Genomic DNA, 19,563 nt, shown 5'->3' with positions numbered 1-19,563 from the left:
CTCCCCTTTTTTCATGGATGCATGCCGCTCTGGCTAAGGATCAGCTATCGGTGCCTGAGGTGAAGGACTCGCTTGGGTCGCCAGGTTGGAACGACGCGGATCGAGGAGGGCCTCAATCCCTTTCTCCAGGGTCTCCTCCATGGCGATGCGAGTACCGTCGCTCACCACCACCCGCGTCAAGGTGGGCAGACCGCCGTTGCGCGCCTTGAGATACACCGGCTCGACATAGAGCAGCGCCTCGCCAACCGGCATCACCAGCAGATTTCCCTGGATCACCTGGGAACCAGCTCGATCCCAGAGACCGAACTGCTGACTGATCCTGGGATTCTGATTGATCAGGGCCTGAATCTGCTCTGGCCCGAAGATCGGTGTCTGGCTGGGGAAGCGCAGCAGCACCAGTTCACCGTAGTGGGGAGCATCGCTGCGTGCCGCAAGCCAGCCCGCCAGGTTGGGGCGTGCCAGGGGGGTGAGGGGCTGCAGCAGCAGGAATTCAGGTTGTTGCCGGCCAGCCACCTGGCCGCTGATGTGATAAGGCTTCACCGGCACCTGACTGTTGCCGTAGAGCTCCATCGGCACCTGCCAGACGTCGTCGCCGCTGTAGAACACGCGGGGATCGGTCACGTGATAGCGCAGCAACTGGGTCGTCTGTAACTCAAACTGGCGCAGGGGATAGCGGATATGGGCCTGCAAAACGTCGGGCATCTTCCAGAGGGGTTGAAACAACCCCGGGAACAGACGCCTCCAGCTGGCGATGATCGGGTCAGTGGGCTCACTCACATACAGCTGCACGGAGCCGTTGTAGGCATCGACCACGGCCTTGACGGAATTGCGCAGATAGCGGATGTCCGGGTCGCCTGGCACGGCGGCGCTGTAGGGATAGGTGCGGCTGGTGGTGAACGCATCCACGATCCAGTACTGATGCTGCGCGCGGGGGAAGTGGCCATCCTGCCTGAGTTGGACTGAAACCAGATAGGGCTCATTCTCGAAGCGGAGAAACGGCGCCAGGGTGCGAAGTCGTTCACGCACCTCGCGGCGCAGCAGCAGGCGGGTCGAGCTGGTCAGAGCCCCCTGGCTGAGCAGTTTCGGTTCGCTCAGGTAAAGCGATGCCGCCAGCCGCTGCCAGGGATGGCCGATCGGTACGCCGGCGGTGCCGCTGTACCGCGAATAGAAGTTGTCGTCTCCCTGGGGGTAATCGAACTCCTCCACCTTCGACGGAGCCAGGGCATAGGGGGAGCTGAGGGCGCCGAAGTAGAGCGCCGGCCGGCCGATCGGGATGCCGGCCTTCACGGCTGCGGCGCTGATCCCCAGTTGACGACTGCCCTGCACTCGGGTGGAAGCGCCCAGATCACTGATGAAGAATTCAGGCAGTCCATCCGGACCGCTGGTGTTCACCGGCGACACCGTGAAGCCATTGCCGTGGGTGAAGACCAGATGGCGGTTGAGCCAGGTGCGCGCCGCCGTGGGCAGGGCCGCCTGATCCATTTCCCGTGGCGTGATGATCACCTGTTGCCGCCCGCTCCCCTGGCTGTGGCGCAGTGCGTAGCGATCGACGGCCGGCTCGGAGAAGCGGTAGTAGACACGGAGCTGCTGCAGCTGGCGGTTGGTGGCCAGCAGGGGCTGGCTGTCCCAGAGGCGGATGTTGCGCAGGGTGGCCTGACCCTGCTCGACATCGGCGCGGGTCAGCCGGTCGCGTGGGTTGACATTGCGACTGGAGATCCGATCCAGCTGAAAGGCATGGCGGGTCGCTCGGATCGAGCGCTCCAGGTAGGGGGTCTCCCGCTCGAGCTCCCGCGGCTTGACCACCAACAGCTGAACCAGCGGCAGCAGCAGGGCCTCCACCAGTGGCGTGGCCGCCAGGGCGAGAGCCGTGCAGCCGATGGCGGCCCCCCGCAGGCCCCGCCGCGGCAGGGGCACCAGGATCACCACCGCCAGCGTCAACGCCAGCAGGGCAGCGAGGGTGCGCAGGGGTAAGGAGACGTGCACATCGAACCAGCCAGCTCCGGGCACGCTGCCCACGGTGCTGAGCAGGAGCTGGTGGCGTCCCAGCCAGAAGGCGGCGGCGGCCAAAAGGGACAGGGCCGCCAGGGGGGCGCGCAGGGCCAGCAGCTGGGGGGGGGTGAAGCCGGCGAAACGGCCATCGCTGAGCTGGGGTGGCCGGGCCAGCACACCCCAGAGTCCGCAGGCCAGTCCTCCGATCAGCAGACAGCTCAGCAGGGTGAGCAGAAAGGCGAGTGCGGGGAAACGCAGCAGGGCGAAGCTGATGTCGGCCCCGAGCAAGGGTTCGGTGATCCCCGCATCGCGGGCCACCAGGGCCACGCTCCAGAGGCTCCAGCCTCGAGCCAGGGCCATGGCTCCCGCGGCACCCAGCACACCCGCCACCAGCCGCGCCGTTGCCATCGGCCGGATCAGCAGAGCCAGCAGGACCAGGGCGCTCGCCAGCAGCATGGGCAGGGAGGGAGGCCCCTCCAGGGCGATCAGGCCATGCAGGCGGCTGGGATCGAACGGGGCCAGCAGCAACCGCCGGGCCAGCCACAGCGCAATGGTCAGGGCCACCACCTGCAGCCCGGCCAGCAGGGTCAGAACGCCGCCATAGGCCAGGGGCGGCAGGGTGTGGCGCTCCGGAGCGAGGCGCGGCAGACGCCAGAGATGCCGCAGCCAGAGCTGCAGCCCCAGTGCCAGGGCCAGACCCACCCCGAGCCCTGCCAGCTGCAGGGTCCAGCGCAGCAGAAGCACGCCGCTGAAACCGAACTGGGCGAACCACTGCCACTCGATCCAGAGGCGCGCTGAGCTCCAGAGCAGCAGCACGCCCATCATCCCCACCACCAGAGAGAGCAGCAGGCGCTGGGGAAGGGAGAGGCCGGACAGCCGCGGCGTTGTCATGGGCACGCGGATCGCTGATTGAGCGTAGGCAGGCGCGTTGCAGCCAGCACCAGCAGCGCGACAGCCAACGTCACGATTGAAATCCCGACTCTCAAAGTCGGGATTGGTGCAGGCTGCTCGAAACCGCTGATAGCCTCTGTTGAGCTTCAGTCGTAGCCGTGACGGTCACCCTCTCCCGCTCCACCCTGACGGGGCCCACCTTCACGGGGCTGCGCTGCAAGGAATGCGGCCACGCCTATGAGGCCACCGCCCGTCATGTCTGCGAAGACGTCTGCTTCGGGCCGCTGGAAGTGGTGTACGACTACGACGCGATTCGCGCCCGCGTCAGCCGCGCCACGATCGAGGCCGGCCCCACCTCGATCTGGCGCTATCGTGAGTTTCTGCCGATCCAAGGCGACCCGATCGATGTCGGCACCGGCTTCACGCCCCTGCTCAAGGCCAACCGTCTGGCCCGCCGGCTCGGTCTCAAGAATCTCTACATCAAGAACGACGGTGTCAACATGCCGACGCTCTCGTTCAAGGATCGGGTGGTGTCGGTGGCGCTCACCCGGGCCCGCGAACTGGGCTTCACCACGGTGAGCTGTGCCAGCACCGGCAACCTGGCCAATTCCACCGCCGCCATCGCCGCCCATGCCGGCCTGGAATGCTGTGTGTTCATCCCCAGTGATCTGGAGCTGGGCAAAGTGCTCGGCACCCTGATCTACAACCCCACCCTGATGGCGGTGAAGGGCAACTACGACCAGGTGAACCGCCTCTGCTCCGAGGTGGCCAACACCTATGGCTGGGGGTTTGTGAACATCAATCTGCGCCCCTATTACTCCGAAGGTTCCAAGACCCTCGGCTACGAGGTGATCGAACAGCTCGGTTGGCAACTGCCCGACCACATCGTGGCGCCCCTGGCCTCTGGTTCCCTGTTCACCAAGATCCGCAAGGGCTTTGATGAATTCATCAAGGTAGGCCTGGTGGATGAGAAGCCGGTGCGCTTCAGCGGCGCCCAGGCTGAAGGCTGCTCCCCGATCGCCCAGGCCTTCGCCGAAGGCCGCGACTTCATCACCCCGGTCAAGCCCAACACCATCGCCAAGTCGATTGCCATCGGTAACCCCGCCGATGGTCCCTATGCCATCGACATCGCCAACAGGACCGGTGGCAGCATCGCCGCGGTCAACGACGAGGAGATCGTCGAGGGCATCAAGCTGCTGGCAGAAACTGAGGGCGTGTTCACCGAGACCGCCGGAGGCACCACCATCGCCGTGCTCAAGAAGCTGGTGGAGCAGGGCAAGATCGACCCCAACGAAACCACCGTGGCCTACATCACCGGCAATGGCCTCAAGACCACCGAAGCCATTGCCTCCGCCATCGGTGAACCCTTCCTGATCGAAGCCCAGCTCGACAGCTTCAACAGTGCCTGGGAGCGGGCCCAGGCCCTGCACCGGGCCGACTGGGACACGATCGGCTGATCGCTCGTTCTTCGCTCTGTTTCTTCTTTCTTTCCTCCATGGCGATTCAGGTTCTGATCCCCACCCCCCTGCAGAAGTTCACCAGCAACGCCGCCAGCGTTGATGTGGACGCCACCAGTGTCGACGAGTTGCTTCAGGCCCTCGAAGGCCATTTCCCCGGGATCCTGGCCCGTCTGTGTGACGAGAACGGCAAGTTGCGCCGTTTTCTGAACGTCTACGTCAACAGCGAGGACATCCGCTTCCTTGACAACCAGGCCACCCCACTCAAAGACGGCGACGAAGTCAGCATCGTGCCCGCCGTAGCCGGCGGCTGACCAGGAGGGGAGGCCCATGGTTTTCCGCGCCCAGCTGTGCCTGCCAGCACTCAATGGGGCAGGGATTGTCCATAGGCTCAGCGCATCTTCCGTGCAGCTGGATCCATGACCCAAGCTCCCGATGCCCCCATGGCACTGAAGCCGGATCAGAGCGCCGCCCTGTCGATGGCGGCGGCGGGCAAGGCCCAGCTCTTTGACTACCGCCAGGCCGCCAATCCGGTGCGGCGCGGCCTGACCGAGCCGATCCCGGAGGGGCGCTGGGGGCCTGAGCTGCACGCCAACGGCCCAAGCGCCATCCTTCCCCTCGATCTCAGCGACGAACTGGGTTGTCGGGGTCCGGCCACCAGTCCTGCCCTGAGTGCCAACTTCATCCGCATCCTGGCGGGTGAAACAATCAGCGCCGGGGCCAATGCCACCAGCTTCCTGTTTTATGTCTGGCGTGGGGCCGGCCATTGCCTGCGGCCGGCCGGTGCCTACGGCGGTCCGTTCAATCAGCCCTGGAGCCAGGGGGATCTCTTCGTGCTTCCGTGCGGTGAGGCGGCCCAGCTGGAGGCCCAGGAGGAGAGCGTTCTCTACTGGGTCCATGACGAGCCCCTGCTCAACCACCTGGGGGTGAGCGCCGATCAGCCCCGCTTCGAGCCCACCCACTACCCAGGCGAGTGGCTGCGGCGGGAGTTGGCGGCCCTGGCGGCCGACCCCAGCAGCGCCCGCAGCAACCGCCTCAGCCTGCTTCTGGCCAACAGCGATCTGCCCAGGAGCCGCACCGTCACCCACACCCTCTGGGCCATGTATGGGTTGGTACCGGCCGGGGCCATCCAGCCCCCCCACCGCCACCAGTCGGTGGCCCTCGACCTGGTGATCGCCTGCGCACCGGGCTGTGCCACCCTCTCTGGGCCCGAGCTCAATGCTGATGGCACGATCCGCAATCCCCTGCGCATGGAGTGGGAGCCCGGGGCAGCCTTCGTGACCCCGCCGGGCCACTGGCACGGTCACATCAACGAGAGTGGCGAAGACGCCCTGCTTCTGCCGATCCAGGACGCCGCCCTGCACACTTACCTGCGCAGCCTTGACATCCGCTTTTCCGCTCCTTGAACGACACTCTGACCAGCATTGAGCAGCTGCGGCACACCGGGCATCCCTTCATCTTGGCCGATCACCAGGGTCTGATCCTGGAAGTGAACGACAGTTTTGAACAGGTGTATGGCTGGCATCAGGCCGACCTGGTCGCCAAGCCGCTCAGTGTGATCCTGCCGGATGCCTTCAAACTGTCCCATCACCTTGGCTTTTCCCGCTTTCAGGTCACTGAAGAATCGAAGGTGCTCAACCATCCCCTGCGTCTGCGCACGGTCTGCAGCTCCGGCGCCGAAGTGGTGTCGGATCACTACATCGTGGCCGAAAAGCGAGGCGATTACTGGTGCTTCGGCGCCACGCTCACACCCCTGCCTGAAGGCACCGAGCCCACCGTGGGCTGACCTGATCAGTGAGGGCGGATCAGATCCGGCAGGCTGAAGAGACCGAGGCTGCAATGTCTTCGGCCACTGCAGGCGATGGCTGGCCGGCACCGGCTGAAGCGGCGGCGGATTCATAGGCCTCCACGATCCGGCGGAAGTCCTCACCCTGCAGCGTTTCTTCCTCCACCAGGCGATCTACCAGGTCGTCGAGCAGGGGGCGGCGTGTCTCCAGAAGAGACACCGCCTGATCGAGGGCTTCCTGGGCCAGCGTGCGCACCCGCAGGTCAATCTCGCGGCCGGTGCGATCGGCGTAACCCGGACGGGTATGGATCAGATCACGGCCCAGAAACACTTCGGCGCCATCACCCTCCAGAGCCACTGGCCCGAGGCTGGAGAAGCCATAGCGGGTGACCATTTCGCGGCAGATCCTGCTGACCAGCAGCAGATCTCCACTGGCACCCTGGGTCACTTCGCTGGCCCCGAACACGACAAGCTCAGCGGCTCTGCCGCCCAGGGCCACCACCAGGCGAGCCTGCAGATAGGCCTTGGTGATCAGGCCGGAATCGAGGATGTCCTCGTCGGGCATCATGCGAGCAAAACCGCCCACACCACCAGCCCGAGGGAGCAGGGTCACCTTGTCGAGTTTGTCGGCATGGGGCACCAGCGTGGTGAGCAGGGCATGGCCCACCTCGTGGTAAGCGATCAGGCGTTTCTTGGCACCGTCCTGCAGGGGAGCCACCGTCAGCCCCATGGTGATCCGCTCGAGCGCATCGGAGAGGGCGGCATCGTCGAGAACGGTCTGCTGTCTGCGGGCGGTGAGGATCGCGGCCTCGTTCAGCAGGTTGGCCAGGTCGGCACCTGAAAAGCCTGGGGTGCGGCTGGCCCAGACCCCGAGGCTCACCTCGGGACCCAGGGGCCGGCTGCGGGCATGGACCGCCAGGATGGCCTCGCGGCCGCGTCGATCCGGCAGGTCGACAGTGATGCGGCGATCGAACCTGCCGGGCCGCATCAGGGCCGAATCCAGCACATCCGGACGGTTGGTGGCCGCCAACAGAATCACGCCGGAGTTTTCCTCGAAGCCGTCCATCTCGGTGAGCAGCTGGTTCAGCGTCTGCTCGCGCTCGTCATTGCCGCCACCGATGCCGGCGCCGCGCTGGCGTCCGACCGCATCGATCTCGTCAATGAAAATGATGCAGGGCGCCTTGGCCTTGGCTTTGCGGAACAGATCGCGAACCCGGCTGGCGCCGACTCCCACGAACAATTCGACGAATTCCGATGCCGCCATCGAGAAGAACGGCACACCGGCTTCTCCGGCGATCGCCTTGGCCAGCAGTGTCTTGCCGGTGCCGGGAGGGCCCACCAGAAGAACACCTCTGGGGATCTTGGCACCGAGGCTGGTGAAGCGCTCCGGTGACTGCAGAAAGGTCACCACCTCCTGCAACTCCTCCTTGGCCTCGCCGATGCCGGCCACATCTTCGAACCGCACCGTCACGGTGCCGTCCTCCTGAAGCCGCGGCTGGCTGCGGCCGAAGCCCATCGCCTTGTTGGCCGCCGAGGCGGAGCGGCGTAGCAGCAGACTCAGCCCTGTGAGCAGCAGCACCACCAGCAGCACGTTGCCCAGCAGGCCTGCCGCGGCCTCGTCCTTGCGGTCGTCGCGCACCGTGAGCGGCACGCGAGCCTCCTCCGCGGCGCGCAGCAACATCTGGTCGTTGCTGAACACCGCCACCGACTCCTTGCGGCCGTCCTGGAAGGTGACGCGCACCTCCCGCTGACGTGGCGACAGCTCCAGGTCCTTCACTAGGCCCTTGTCCAGATCCCGGAGCAGCTGGCTGTAGCTCAGCTCGGCAGGGCGGCCTGAACTGGTGCCAGCAGCCGAAGGAGCAACAGAAGAATCTGCGGCGGCTTTCGCCGGAGCCTCTGCGCCGGAGGAGGGAGAGGCGGCACCAGGAGCGGCACCATCAATGGGTTTGGACTTGGGATCCCCGTTCGGGGAGGCCGTTGAAGGGCTGGCGCTCACGGGATCTTCGTTCTGAAGACGAGCTTAGCGATTTGACGAAAGGCAAGTTGACCACGGAAGATCGTTGTTTGGCTGCTAAGGAAACCCAGGGATGGCTGTTCCCAAGAAGAAAACCTCCAAGGGCAAGCGCAATCAGCGCCATGCCACCTGGAAGGGCAAGGCTGTTGTGGCGGCCCAGAAGGCCCTTTCGATCGGCAAAGCCGTGCTGAGTGGCCGTGCCCAGGGCTTCGTCTACCCCGTTGCTGACGACGACTCCAGCGCAGACTGAGGATGGAGGTCGGCCTGAGGGCCTGGCCCGCTCCAGAGGCAGCGGCGTCTGCTGTCCAGCAGGATCACCGCTTCAGCGGACAGGTTCTGGTACCAGTTGGGCGGCAGGCTGTAGAGGCAGGAGCGCACCAACCCCTCCAGGCGCTCCATCGGTAAAGCCGATCCACTCAGTCGGCGTTGCCTGGCTTCGGCCTGAAAGCGCCAGCGCCGCGCCAGGCTCCAGCGCTGGGGGCGCAGTTGCCATAGCGCACTCAGCTCCTGCCAGAGGGGCTGATAGCTCTTGAGATGGCAATTCCAGATCGGCAGCCAGGCCTGTTCCTCCGCACTAAACCCCGTAGGGATGAGGCTGATCAGCCGATCAGCAGTGGCGCTGTGCGTTCCTGCGAATCTTTTTTCGGCCGCGTAGCTCTCGCTGGAAAGAAGGGCCTGAAGAGTGGCTTCCGGTATCTCCCGGCAGCCCAGGAGCCAGCCGTCGAGCAGGAGCAGCTGCGGTTCGCCTTGCCACTGGCCACAGCGATCCCCTTCCCCCTGCCGCAGCCGCTTATCAAAGCGGGGCAGCACCAGCGTTCCGCCCCGGCGCCACTGGGCGATGGCAGCCTGGGCCAGGGCGGGATCGTGGCTGCCGGGTGGACCGCGCAGCACACCGAAGGGATTGCCGGCCATGGCCTGCTTTCGCTCCGTCCAAGGCAGATAGAGGTCGTCGATCGATGCCACCGCGATCGGCAGGTCCAGCTCCCGGGCGAGGCGTGTGATCAGGGCCAGCAGGGTGCTCTTGCCGGCGCCGATCGGGCCATTCAGGCCGAGCACATGGCGTTCGCCGCTGTCGACCAGCTGGCGGCAGCGTTCCAGCAGCGGCAGCCAGCCGCCCCAGAGGAGCGATGGATGGGCCGTCGGCGCTGGGCTCAGGTGCGCCAGTTGGGTCTTCCACTTCTGAACCCAGCTGACCGGCTCAGTGACGCCGCCGATGGCCAGCAGGTCTCTGTAAGGCTGTTCAGGAAACATCCTGGCCGGTTCCGGTAGCCAGAGCGGGGCGGCGGAATCGGTATCGGTCACGACGCGACTCACGATCCCAGCTTGAACGCCTCCAGCACCACGGCGTACACCCCACCCATCCGCAGGTTGTCAACCAGAACCCAGATCAGGGGTGGCTCCTGCCGGACCCAGCGGGTGCGGAGCCGCACCAGCAGTTCGGTCCCCAGCACACAACCCAGCACCACCATGGGCCTCCCTCCTGGGGCCTTCAGCAGGAGTAGGGAGGTGAGGTTCTGGCCCAGGTAGAAGCCGATCAGCAGGGCCAGCAGGGCCAGGCTGCGCACCCGCCAACCTCCTGCCACCGCACCGCGCAGCTGCTGCAGCCAGCGGTCCTGGGCCTGTTGCCAGCGGGTCTGGCTGAGGGGAAGGCGGGTCATGGGCGTGCCGGATTTCAGGCCGGATCCAGCAACGATTGCAGATAGGAGAGCGTGATCTGCCCCTGCACGCAAGCCGGCCCCCGCTCGATCAGGTTGGGATGCTCCGCCTCACCAAGGTGATCCACCACGGCGGCGGCCTTGGCGAAGGCCTGGGCCGGCTCGGCCGCGCTGAAGGCGCTGCGGCTGATCAGGCAGGTAAGCCCCGCCCCGCAGGCGGCCCGCAGACCGTTGACGGAATCCTCAAGGGCGATGCTACGGCCGGGCGTCGCCCCCAGCTGCTCGCAGCCGAGCCGATAGGCCTCGGGGTCGGGTTTCTTGCGGGTCACGTCGCCTCCGCAGATCCACACGGGTAACAGGCTGACCGCTTCAGGCAGCTGCGCCTTCATCAGAGCTGCCACCGCCTCGCGTCCGCTGGTGGTCACGATCGCCTGGGCCAGCCCTGCTGCTGCCGCCTGCCGCATCAGCCGCACCACACCGGGTCGCAGCTCCACCCGCCCCTCGCCCAGCAGGCAGCGGTAGTGCTGTTGCTTGCGGCGTTGCAGCGCCTGCACCCGTTCCGGGTCCGGTGCGACGCCCTCCACCTCGGTGAGGAAGGCGCTGATCCGCTCGTGGCCGCCGCTGATCGCCAACAGGCGGCCGTAGGTGTCCACATCCCAGTGCCAGGGCAGGCCCGCCTCGGCGAAGGCAGCGTTGAAGGCCGGCCGGTGTCCGTCGCGCTCGGTTTCGGCGATGGTGCCGTCCACATCCCAGAGCAAGGCCTCCAGTGGCATCGGCAGGTTGACAACGTCTGACCTCAGGCTGCCAGGCCTGCGGCAGCGCCGCAGAATGGGGAGCCTTCGCCGCGCACCGTTGCTCCCTGAGCATCCCGAGCAACGCTGGCAGCTACCGCCGCCCTTGCCCGCAGGCGATCTCACGCCCTCGCTGGATGGCCAGGCATTGCCAGCCGAGCTGCTGGCGGTGTTGCGTCGCCGCGGGCTGAAGAGTGCCGCCGCGATCGAGGCCCTGCTCGATCCACCGGCAGCCCCCGATCCCCATGCCCATTTCGCCGATCTGGCCGTGGCGGTGCAGCGGCTGGAGCAGGCCTGTCGCGAGGGTGAACGGTTAGCGATCTGCGGCGATTACGACGCCGATGGCATGACCAGCACGGCCCTGCTGGTGGGGGTGCTGCAGCGCCTGGGCGCCCGGCCGATGGCCGCCATCCCCAGTCGGCAGGACGATGGCTACGGCCTCAATGCCGCCATGGTCGAACGGCTGGCCGGCGAAGGGATTGCCCTGCTGGTGACGGTCGACAACGGCATCGCCGCCGCGGAGGCCCTCGAGCGCGCCCGGCAGCTGGCCGTGGAGGTGATCCTCACCGACCACCACACGATTCCTGAACAGCGGCCGCCTTACCTGGCCCTGCTCCACCCGGCCTGCACGCCGCCCGAGTCCCCCTTCCGTGGCCTGGCCGGGGTGGGCCTGGCCTATGTGCTGGCCATGGCCCTCAGCCAGCGGCTGGGCAGCCGCCAGGGCCTGGATGCCGCCCGCGATCTGTTCTGCATCGGCACCATCGCCGACATGGCGCCCCTGCTGGGGGTGAACCGGCGCTGGTTGCTGGACGGCCTGCCGCAGCTGCGCCGCAGCCGCCTGGCGGGCCTGCAGGCCCTGCAGCGCGTAGCCGGCCTGGAGGACGATGCTGTGGACGCCCAGGTGGTGGGCTTCCAGCTCGCTCCGCGGATCAACGCGGTGGGACGCCTCGGCGATCCCGAACTGGTGGTGGAGCTGCTCACCACCGACGACCCTGCTCGCGCCCTGGAGCTGGCGCGCGAGTGTGAAGCCCTCAATCGGCAGCGGCGCGAACTCTGCGGCGCCATCGAGGCCGAGGCCATTGCCCTGGTCGACGCCGATGGCCCCCATCGCAGCCACTTCCTGTTGCTGGCCCAGAGCCATTGGCACCACGGGGTGATCGGCATCGTCGCCTCACGCCTGGTGGAGCGCTATGGACGGCCGGTGGCCCTGCTGGCGGGCGAGGGGAATGGCCGCTTGAGGGCTTCGGTGCGGGCCCCGCGTGGTTTTGCGGTGGACAGGGCTCTGCAGGAGTGCACCGATCTGCTGGAGCGCCATGGCGGCCATCCCGCTGCCGGTGGCTTCACGGTGCTGGCCGAACGGGTTGCGGCCCTGCATGAACGGCTCGATGACCTCGCCGCCACCTGGCTGGGCGGGCAGGCCGGTGGTCCGGTGGTGGAGCCGGATGCGCTGCTGCGGCTGGAGCGGATCGACCGGCCGTTCTGGCGGCAACTGCAGCGGCTCGAGCCCTTCGGGATCGGCCATGCCGCTCCGGTGTTCTGGGCCGCGGACTGCCAGGTGAGCAGCCAGAAGGTGCTGCGCGGTGGCCATCTTGAACTGGAGCTGCGCCAGGGGGAGGCGGCCCTGCGGGCGATCGCCTGGCGCTGGCAGGGCGAGGCTGTGGTGCCGCCGCGGGTGGACGTGGCCTTCCAGCTGCGCAACAACCGCTGGCAGGGCACCGAACGGCTGCAGCTGGAGTTGGTGGCCCTGCGGCCCAGCGGCGCCGAGGAGGTGCTGCTGCAACGGGCGCACCGCACCTACAGATGTCGCCGCCAGGGGGAGGCGGTGCTGATCTGTAATGCCGCTGGTGAGAAGCTGCTGTCTCTCCCCGATGGTCGCCTCACCGACGCGGATAGCGGCTGCAGCCGCCCCGACCATCCGTACCTGCGCACCCTGGTGCAGGAGGCTTCGATGGCCCTGGGACTGGTGGCCTGATGGTGCGCCCGAGCCCCCGTGCCCAGATCCAGCATCTCGGTCGCCACCTGATCGATTTGGGATTTCTCGGACTGATGGTGGGGGCCGCCTGCTGGCCCCTGAACCTGGTGGACCGCTGGCAGGATCGCCTGCTGGAGCGGCTGCCCGGTTTCGGCGGGGGGGCGTGGTCGGCCGCCAGTCTGGCGTTGGTGCTGGTGCCGATGGTGGTGATGCCCCTGCTGCTGGTGCTGCAGGCGGGTCCCTGGAAGGACGGGCGGGGATCGGGCATCCCCCAGACGATGGAAAGCCTTCACGATCCGGAGCGGCGGGAGGTGCTGCTGGCGGCCACGCCCACCTGGCGGCGCTCCCTGCTCTGGACGGTCGCCAGCCTCGCCCTGTTCTCACTGGGACGGGAAGGCCCGGTGGTGCAGGTGGGGGCCAGCGTGGCCCATGCCCTGCGACGTCGCTTCCCGGCGCTGCTGCGGGGTCTGGTGCCTGGCGGCGTGCTGGCGATCGCGGCTGGAGCTGGCCTGGCCGGTGGCTTCAACAGCCCCCTGATGGGGGTGGTGTTCATGGCCGAGGAACTCACCGGCCGCTTCCAGTCGGCCCTGATCTGGCCGGGCCTGATGGTCTGTGCCACCGCCGCCCTGATGAGCCATTGGGGTGGTGAACCGCTCTACGGACTTGGCGTGGTGGCCAATGCCACGCCTGAGACCGAACTGCTGCTCTGGGCGGTGCCGATTGGCCTGTCAGCTGGCCTGCTGGGAGGTCTGTTCTCCTCGCTGCTGTTGGCTACAGCGCGGCAGCTGCGGATTCGGGTGCTCCATCACCCCTGGCTCTGGGGTCTGGGGCTGGGACTGCTGGTCACTCTGATGCTGCTGGTCAGCGGCGGCCTCAGCGGCGGGGATGGCGAGCGCCTGATGACCCTGCTGATCGATGATCAACAACCCATTGCCACCAGCTGGCAGTGGCTGGGCCTGTTGGTTCTGCGGATTCTGGCCCCGATCATTCCGTTGGCGGCGGGTGTGCCAGGCGGGCTGATCGATCCGGCCTTCACCCTGGGTGCCGTCTATGGCTCCGGCGTGATCCAGTGGTTCGGTGGCGATCCCCACGTGGGCCTGGCCCTCGGCATGGTGGCAGCCCTGGCCGGCGCCACCCAGCTGCCGGTGATGAGCATGCTCTTTGCCCTGCATATGGCTGGAGATCAGCAGCTGCTGGCCGGTCTGCTGCTGGCAGGGGTCCTTGGGGCTTATGCAGGGCGGATCCTGTTGAAATTGCCTGTCTATCACGCGCTGGCGGCCCTGGATCATCACGATCCGAACGCACCCGCCGAAGGCTCGACGTGATGCTTCGCCATGAATCAATGTGGCGTCAGTTGGGCGCAGATCGTTTGACCTGGTGTGCTGGATCGCAGGTGCCTAACACTGATTATTGATCGGCTTGGCTCCAAGGTTTGTCTCCTCAAGAGCTTTCTCCTATCCGGTCAAGGCGCATCACCAACGAAGCTGTCCTGCGTCATCGCTAAAACCATCAGTGTGCGGAGCTGCCAGATGTCAACTGCGTAGGCGGGCGCTACCTAATCGTCGCCGTGCCATCTTCAGCCAGTACTCCGATGCAGAGGCTGACCTTCTGCTCAGGCTGTCCGACAGTATTGGCGGTACTGGCAGGCTGCCGAACAGGATTTCATTGCCGGTGATTCGGTCGTAGGCATAGGTCTGAATCTTGCCGAAGGTTCCATCGGCAAGCTGAGGTGTAGTCGATATGCCGAACCGTTCGTAGTCGAGGTTTAGTTGAGCCGAGTTATCGGATTGATTGCCAAGCCCGGTCAGGCGTACATCGGCCAAGCGGAGATCGTAAACCGTGGCTACCTTGGAACTAGCGTTCACCACGCCGACGATTTGTAGACTGTCAATCCGCTGCGTATCTGCAATCACCTGTTTAAAGAGGCTCACGGAGGAGCCCAGCTCCAGTTCGACCGTGATTGATGAGAAGTCTGGACTGCCGGTTCTTATGCCCTCCGGCTCAAAGGAGAGTCCGGTCAGGACATCCAAATCATGAGCGGAGATCCTGAACCAGCCAGCTCCGTAGCTGCTATCGAACTGCGTATCGCCGAAGACTCCATCGATGCGAATGAAATATTCTGGCTGCAGCATGGCTATCGCCCTTTAATGCTATGTATAGAGCCTAGCGCATAAGGGCTGGGCGAAGATGCATCCCTAATGATTGTATTGGTGAGTAATTGGCTGGGATTCGTTCCAGCCGAGTGAGTGTCTGGTGAAGTTTGTATGAGTTGGCCGGGTTGGGTTGCTCCAGGGTCGTTTCAGGTCTCAGTCGTGACGAGACACCCCGGTCGAAGCCAGAGCCTCAATCGCACTCGGAGGATCAGGAATGGTGATAGCGCCATGGTTGAAATCATCACGGCCTCGCCGATACCATCGACCAATCAGGCGGCCGGATGTGCCTATTAGGCTGCAGTCTTGCTGATCTGGTTCTGAGCCAAGGGATCGATGCCATTAACGGCTCATCCGAGGCCCAAGGTGGAAAAAGGTCAAGCTTGAATGGGATTGACTTCTATCTATGCACGATCGCGAGTGGTAAGTCGAGCCACCGTGTCAGCTGCTTTGGTGGGTAGCGCTTCTATCGCTGTCTCCCCAGAAAAAGGTGATGCCAGCCTGCGTGGCCGAGGGTAAAAAGATGCCTGTTTATCGTTACGATCAAGTGCAATCAAGGCTCTGCAGTCCGTAATCCTTACCTCGACGGCTGGCTACTGGGCGAGATTGACCTTGCCAATTTTGATTGCCGATTGGTCTTATTCACTGCGGCGTGACACTTTCACTGGTCAGCCATTGGGCTCGCTTCTTGGCTTGGTCTAAAGCCGCACTGTTACCAAGTTCTGCTGGTCTCCTGATCTGGGCGCTCTTCAGAGCGCACCACGGCGATAAAACAGGATGAAGATCACCGCCGGTCCGGCAATGGTGATCAGGGCCAGGGCGGCGAAGTTCGCAATCAGGTGGAAATCAATGCCCATGACTGGTCAGGCCGGTTGAGGATTTGCTCGGCACTCTACGGAGCGCCAGGGACTAGGCCTTGCCCTGGGCCGCGATTGTGAAGCGATGTCACAGCCGCTGGTGTCTGGGCTATCCGCCCGCAGGAGGGTCAGATTGAGACCAGCCCTGCTGCGCCTGGCCGTGATCCGCCGGGCAGTGCTCTACAGGGCAGGACTCCGCCATGCTGAGTGCTGGACCCTTCCCTCTTCGCCCCACGTTTCGATGAGCAAGCCGGAACGCTGGCAGTGCATCGCCTCCTGCGGCGCCTGCTGCCGGCTCGATCCCAGCCTGCGCGAGGACGCGATCGCGGCACTCAGCGACGAGCAGCGCAGCACTTATCTGGCCATGGTGGGGGAAGACGGCTGGTGCATCCACTACGACACCGGCGGCCGTCGCTGCCGCATCTACGAGGACCGACCTGATTTCTGCAGGGTCGAGAACCTCATGGGCCTGTTCGGTGCCGTGGCCGACGAGGCCGATGCCCTGGCCATCGCCTGTTGCAAGCAGCAGATCCGCAGTGAATACGGCGGCCGTGGCAGGGTGATGCGGCGATTCCGGCGCGCCATTCGCCAACGGCCATGAGCAGCACCTCCGGCAGCGACACCAGCCACGCCGGCAGCTGGGGAGCAGCCTTCCTCACCACGGCCACCACCGTGTTTCTGGCGGAGCTGGGGGACAAGACCCAGCTGGCCGCCCTTCTGCTGTCGGCTCAGTCCGGTCAGCCGGTGGTGGTGTTCATCGGGGCCTCCCTGGCACTGATCAGCTCCAGCCTGGTGGGGGTGGTGCTGGGCCGCTGGCTGGCCAGTGTGATGCCGGCCCATCAGCTGGAGCGGCTGGCCGGGCTGGTGATGGTTGCTCTGGGGCTCTGGCTCGGACGCCAGGCCGTACTTCACCTGTCGTCGCTGCACCCCGACCTGCTGCATCTCCCCCAGATCCAGCCCTGAAGGCCCCGCCGTCACCCCGCACCTGCCATGCAGCTCGCCCTCCTGGCCTCAACCTTCGCCACGGTGTTTCTGGCGGAACTGGGCGACAAGACCCAGTTGGCCATCGTCACGATCAGCGGCACGTCCAGCCGTCCCACGGCGGTGTTCGCCGGCAGTTCCGTGGCCCTGGTGCTGGCCAGCCTGCTGGGGGCGGCTGCCGGTGGCTCCCTGTCCAGTGTGGTGCCCACCGATCTGCTGCAACTGGTTGCCTCCCTTGGCTTTCTGTTGATCGGCCTGCGCCTGATTCAGCGCTCCAAGGTCAGCGAGGATGACCAGGCCGCTGGCGAAGCTCTGGTCAGTGACGATCTGGTGAGGGTCGAGGCGGTGGCGCCCAGTGGTCAGGAGCCCCCGGCCTGAGCGATCCGATCCCCGGTTTCAGCACGAACCGGGGCTGTGAATCCGGGCTGTGATCGTTCCCCCTGGCTGGTCGCCTGGGTTGTCCCCTGGCCATGGTCTCGGCCTTGTGGTGGAGCGAGGGTCGGCTGCTGCCTAAAGTCTTGTGGAGAAAAGCATCGCTGCCCCGCCCACGCTTCACGGCCGGACAGCTTCGGTGCCTTTTGCCGTCACGGTTCCACCAGCGCACCCTCGCCGCATGAAGTTCACGGTCGCCGACCTGCTCGACCAGCTCACCCCCGACACCACCGTGCCCATGGCACAACTGGAGAAGGCCCTTGGTCTCTCCGGAGAGCCTGAGCAGCAGCACCTGCGCATCGGCCTCGATGGTCTGGTGCGTCTGGGACTGCTGGAGGAGAGCGAGGCCGGTCTGCAGCGGCGTCAGGACGACTCCCTGATCGAGGCGCGGCTGCGCTGCTCGAGCAAGGGCTTCTGCTTCGCCCTGCGGGATGACGGCGGCGAAGACATCTACATCCGTGACCACCAGCTCAACCACGCCTGGAACGGCGATCGGGTGCTGGTGCGCATCACCCGCGAGGGTGGCCGCCGCCGTTCACCCGAAGGCGGCGTGCAATGCATTCTGGAACGGGCCACCAGCAGCCTCCTGGCCCAGGTGGAGGAGCAGAACGATCGGCTGTTGGCCGTGCCGCTTGACGATCGGCTGCTCACCAGCCTGGAGCTGCCCAGTGCTGATGCCGTTCACCTCGACCCCAGCCAGTCTTCGGTGGTCGAGGTCATGGTGGACCGTTACCCGGTGGGCCAGTTCGCTCCCCAGGGCCACGTGGAGCGCCAGCTGCCCATCCACGGTGGCGTGGAGGCCGACCTCGACCTGCTGCTCACCAAACATGGCTTGCGGGAGCGGCCTGCCGCACCGCGCGCCACCCTCCGGACCCCGGCTCCCAAGGATCGGATCGATCTCACTGCGCAGACCACCCTGCTGCTGGAAGCCTGGAGCAGTGAGGCCCCGGGGCTGCCGGCGCTGGCGCTGGAGCCCCGCGATGACGGGGCCGGCTGGCGGCTGTGGGTCCATGCTCCCTGCGTGGCGGAACGCCTGGCGCTTGGCTCCTCGCTGGATCTTTGGCTCAGGGAGCAGGCCGAGGCCTTCTGCGTCGGTCCGTCCTGGCTGCCCCTGCTCACCCCTGCCCTGGCCAAGGCGAGTGCCTTCCAGCCCGGCCGCAGCGAGTCGGCCCTCTCGGTGGCCCTCGAACTCTCCCCCATCGGCGCGCTGGAGCATTACCGCTTCTGCCGCACCACCATCCGCCCCACGGCGCGGGTCGACCTGGCCGCCCTCACCGCGCTGGCGGAGCGCAAGCCCAAGTCCCGCACGGTGCCGGCTGGCCTCAAGGCGCTCAAAGATCACATCCCGCTGATCGAACAGCTGATCGGTGTGGCTGAGCTGCTGCGCCAGCGTCGTCTGGAGGGGGGGTCGATCGATCTGGCCCTGCCGATGCCCGCGATCCCCGGGCTTGGAGATCTGCTCACCCCTGGCCCCGATGGCGCCAGCCAGGGCTGGATGGTGGACCTGCCGCTGCAGCATCCCGTGGCCCTGCTGCGGGAAGCCGTGGTGCTGGCCCATCGGGCTCTGGGGGGGCACCTCGCCAGCCTCAACCTGCCGGCCCTGTATGCCATCAATCCATCCGCCGATGCGAGCGAACTGAACGAAGTGGCCAAGGCTGCCCTGGCCCTCGAAATCCCTCTGGAACTCTCGGCTGAAGGCAATGCCAGTGCCGCCGAGCTGGCCGCCGCCTTCGCCGCCACCGACCGCAGCCGGGTGTTGCAGCAGCAGTTGCGCGACACGCTGGAGTCTGTTCAGATCAGTGATGTGCCGGGTCCCAATGCGGTGGCCGGCGAGGAGGTTGCGGTGGCTCCCTGGTGTTGCCCCGGCCTCCACTACGCCGACCTCTGGAACCAGCAGCTGCTCACCAGCCTGCTGGTCGATGGCAAGGATCGCCCCACGGTGCGTCACAAGGTGACCGTCGATCTGGCCAGTGATGCCTGCCGCTCCGCCACGATCGACTGGTCGTTGCTCACCCCCAGCCAGCTGACTCCCTATCAGGAGGCGATCGCCCACGGCCTGGCCCAGAGGCTTCAGGGCCGGGCTCGCTTCCTGCAGGAGGTGCTCAACGATGCCCTCGCCATGGCCCAGGCGCGCCAGGCCGAACCGCTGGTGGGTCAGGTGATGCCGGGGGTGATCAGTGGCGTGCAGAGTTACGGCTTCTTCGTGGAAGTGCCGCCCTCTCAGGTGGAAGGTCTCGTGCACGTCAGCTCCCTCAAGGACGACTGGTACGAGTACCGCGCCCGCCAGAACCGATTGGTGGGACGCAAGAACCGCCGCACCTACATGCTGGGCGATGCGGTGGAGGTGGAGATCCAGAAGGTGGATGCCCTGCGCCATCAGATCGACCTGGTGGTGCTCTTGCCCGACAGCGATGACCTGACAGACAGCGGCGAGATGACCAACGGCTCCGGGCCTGATGCCCTGGGTGCCACCTCCGTCGACAACCCGGGCTTCGCGGCCTCTGCTGACGAGAGTTCCCAGTTCGGTGCTGACGAGGACGAATCCTCCAGCGACGACGATCTCAGCCAGGACTGAGCGCGTGACCCTG

18 protein-coding genes are annotated in these 19,563 nt (G+C 66.1%); 11 read left to right on the top strand and 7 right to left on the bottom strand.

All coding sequences use genetic code 11. The features are described 5' to 3' along the window. Positions 1-33: 33 nt before the first annotated feature. Positions 34-2,880, bottom strand: coding sequence for a UPF0182 family protein (locus VB777_RS08555; RefSeq protein WP_231597930.1), 2,847 nt, complete (start codon positions 2,878-2,880; stop codon positions 34-36). A gap of 158 nt (positions 2,881-3,038) precedes the next feature. On the opposite strand from VB777_RS08555, the gene thrC reads away from it, so the two are divergent. From thrC to VB777_RS08535, 4 genes are all read left to right on the top strand, one after another. Beyond that, positions 3,039-4,337, top strand: a complete 1,299-nt coding sequence (gene thrC, locus VB777_RS08550) for a threonine synthase (RefSeq protein WP_197156082.1) — start codon at positions 3,039-3,041, stop codon at positions 4,335-4,337. A 38-nt stretch (positions 4,338-4,375) separates the two neighbouring features. Further along, positions 4,376-4,651 (top strand): MoaD/ThiS family protein, encoded by a 276-nt coding sequence (locus VB777_RS08545; RefSeq protein ID WP_197156080.1) that lies wholly within the window; start codon positions 4,376-4,378, stop codon positions 4,649-4,651. A 129-nt stretch (positions 4,652-4,780) separates the two neighbouring features. Beyond that, the gene (locus VB777_RS08540; protein ID WP_323248337.1) at positions 4,781-5,743 is read left to right on the top strand and encodes a cupin; all 963 of its coding nucleotides are present in this window, start codon (positions 4,781-4,783) and stop codon (positions 5,741-5,743) included. Beyond that, entirely contained in the window at positions 5,740-6,123 is a 384-nt protein-coding gene (locus tag VB777_RS08535) for a PAS domain S-box protein (RefSeq protein WP_323248335.1), read from the top strand. Before VB777_RS08540 ends, VB777_RS08535 begins: the two co-directional genes overlap by 4 nt. A gap of 19 nt (positions 6,124-6,142) precedes the next feature. Here the strand turns inward: VB777_RS08535 and ftsH are convergent, their stop codons facing one another. Further along, positions 6,143-7,942 (bottom strand): ATP-dependent zinc metalloprotease FtsH, encoded by a 1,800-nt coding sequence (gene ftsH / locus VB777_RS08530; RefSeq protein WP_231598327.1) that lies wholly within the window; start codon positions 7,940-7,942, stop codon positions 6,143-6,145. A gap of 268 nt (positions 7,943-8,210) precedes the next feature. Here ftsH and rpmF point away from each other — a divergent pair, with 268 nt between their 5' ends. Next, positions 8,211-8,387, top strand: coding sequence for a 50S ribosomal protein L32 (rpmF, locus tag VB777_RS08525; protein ID WP_197156077.1), 177 nt, complete (start codon positions 8,211-8,213; stop codon positions 8,385-8,387). Here the strand turns inward: rpmF and VB777_RS08520 are convergent. The 3 genes from VB777_RS08520 to VB777_RS08510 are packed head-to-tail and all read right to left on the bottom strand — an operon-like array spanning position 8,351 to position 10,565. Then, positions 8,351-9,451, bottom strand: a complete 1,101-nt coding sequence (locus VB777_RS08520) for a hypothetical protein (protein WP_323248333.1) — start codon at positions 9,449-9,451, stop codon at positions 8,351-8,353. The genes rpmF and VB777_RS08520 overlap by 37 nt on opposite strands. Beyond that, a complete protein-coding gene (locus VB777_RS08515) occupies positions 9,448-9,795 on the bottom strand; it encodes a DUF565 domain-containing protein (RefSeq protein WP_197156073.1) in 348 nt (115 codons plus the stop codon). Before VB777_RS08515 ends, VB777_RS08520 begins: the two co-directional genes overlap by 4 nt. Positions 9,796-9,809: 14 nt before the next feature. Further along, a complete protein-coding gene (locus VB777_RS08510) occupies positions 9,810-10,565 on the bottom strand; it encodes an HAD-IA family hydrolase (RefSeq protein WP_322758668.1) in 756 nt (251 codons plus the stop codon). Positions 10,566-10,620: 55 nt separating this feature from the next. On the opposite strand from VB777_RS08510, the gene recJ reads away from it, so the two are divergent. Beyond that, complete coding sequence (recJ, locus tag VB777_RS08505) at positions 10,621-12,555, top strand: single-stranded-DNA-specific exonuclease RecJ (protein WP_416238328.1); 1,935 nt, start codon at positions 10,621-10,623, stop codon at positions 12,553-12,555. Then, entirely contained in the window at positions 12,555-13,880 is a 1,326-nt protein-coding gene (locus VB777_RS08500) for a chloride channel protein (protein WP_323248329.1), read from the top strand. Before recJ ends, VB777_RS08500 begins: the two co-directional genes overlap by 1 nt. 207 nt (positions 13,881-14,087) lie before the next feature. On the opposite strand, the gene VB777_RS08495 is transcribed toward VB777_RS08500, so the two are convergent. Next, the gene (locus tag VB777_RS08495) at positions 14,088-14,687 is read right to left on the bottom strand and encodes a hypothetical protein (protein ID WP_323248327.1); all 600 of its coding nucleotides are present in this window, start codon (positions 14,685-14,687) and stop codon (positions 14,088-14,090) included. Positions 14,688-15,454: 767 nt separating this feature from the next. Next, positions 15,455-15,562, bottom strand: coding sequence for a photosystem II reaction center protein Ycf12/Psb30 (gene psb30 / locus VB777_RS08490; RefSeq protein ID WP_197156052.1), 108 nt, complete (start codon positions 15,560-15,562; stop codon positions 15,455-15,457). Positions 15,563-15,803: 241 nt separating this feature from the next. On the opposite strand from psb30, the gene VB777_RS08485 reads away from it, so the two are divergent. The 4 genes from VB777_RS08485 to VB777_RS08470 all read left to right on the top strand — a co-directional run bounded on the left by VB777_RS08485 (position 15,804) and on the right by VB777_RS08470 (position 19,550). Then, positions 15,804-16,163 carry a YkgJ family cysteine cluster protein gene (locus VB777_RS08485; protein ID WP_323248325.1) on the top strand — a complete coding sequence of 120 codons (360 nt, stop codon included), beginning with the start codon at positions 15,804-15,806 and terminating at the stop codon, positions 16,161-16,163. After that, the gene (locus VB777_RS08480; RefSeq protein WP_323248323.1) at positions 16,160-16,525 is read left to right on the top strand and encodes a TMEM165/GDT1 family protein; all 366 of its coding nucleotides are present in this window, start codon (positions 16,160-16,162) and stop codon (positions 16,523-16,525) included. The genes VB777_RS08485 and VB777_RS08480 overlap by 4 nt, the downstream gene beginning before the upstream one ends. A gap of 27 nt (positions 16,526-16,552) precedes the next feature. Further along, the gene (locus VB777_RS08475) at positions 16,553-16,921 is read left to right on the top strand and encodes a TMEM165/GDT1 family protein (RefSeq protein ID WP_323248321.1); all 369 of its coding nucleotides are present in this window, start codon (positions 16,553-16,555) and stop codon (positions 16,919-16,921) included. A gap of 235 nt (positions 16,922-17,156) precedes the next feature. Continuing rightward, positions 17,157-19,550, top strand: coding sequence for an RNB domain-containing ribonuclease (locus tag VB777_RS08470; RefSeq protein ID WP_323248319.1), 2,394 nt, complete (start codon positions 17,157-17,159; stop codon positions 19,548-19,550). Positions 19,551-19,563 lie beyond the last annotated feature (13 nt).

The organism is Synechococcus sp. CCY9202, from assembly GCF_034931685.1.
Lineage (GTDB): Bacteria > Cyanobacteriota > Cyanobacteriia > PCC-6307 > Cyanobiaceae > CBW1002.
Note: the sequence above shows the minus strand (reverse complement) of the source record. Positions and strands in the feature narration are given on the sequence as shown.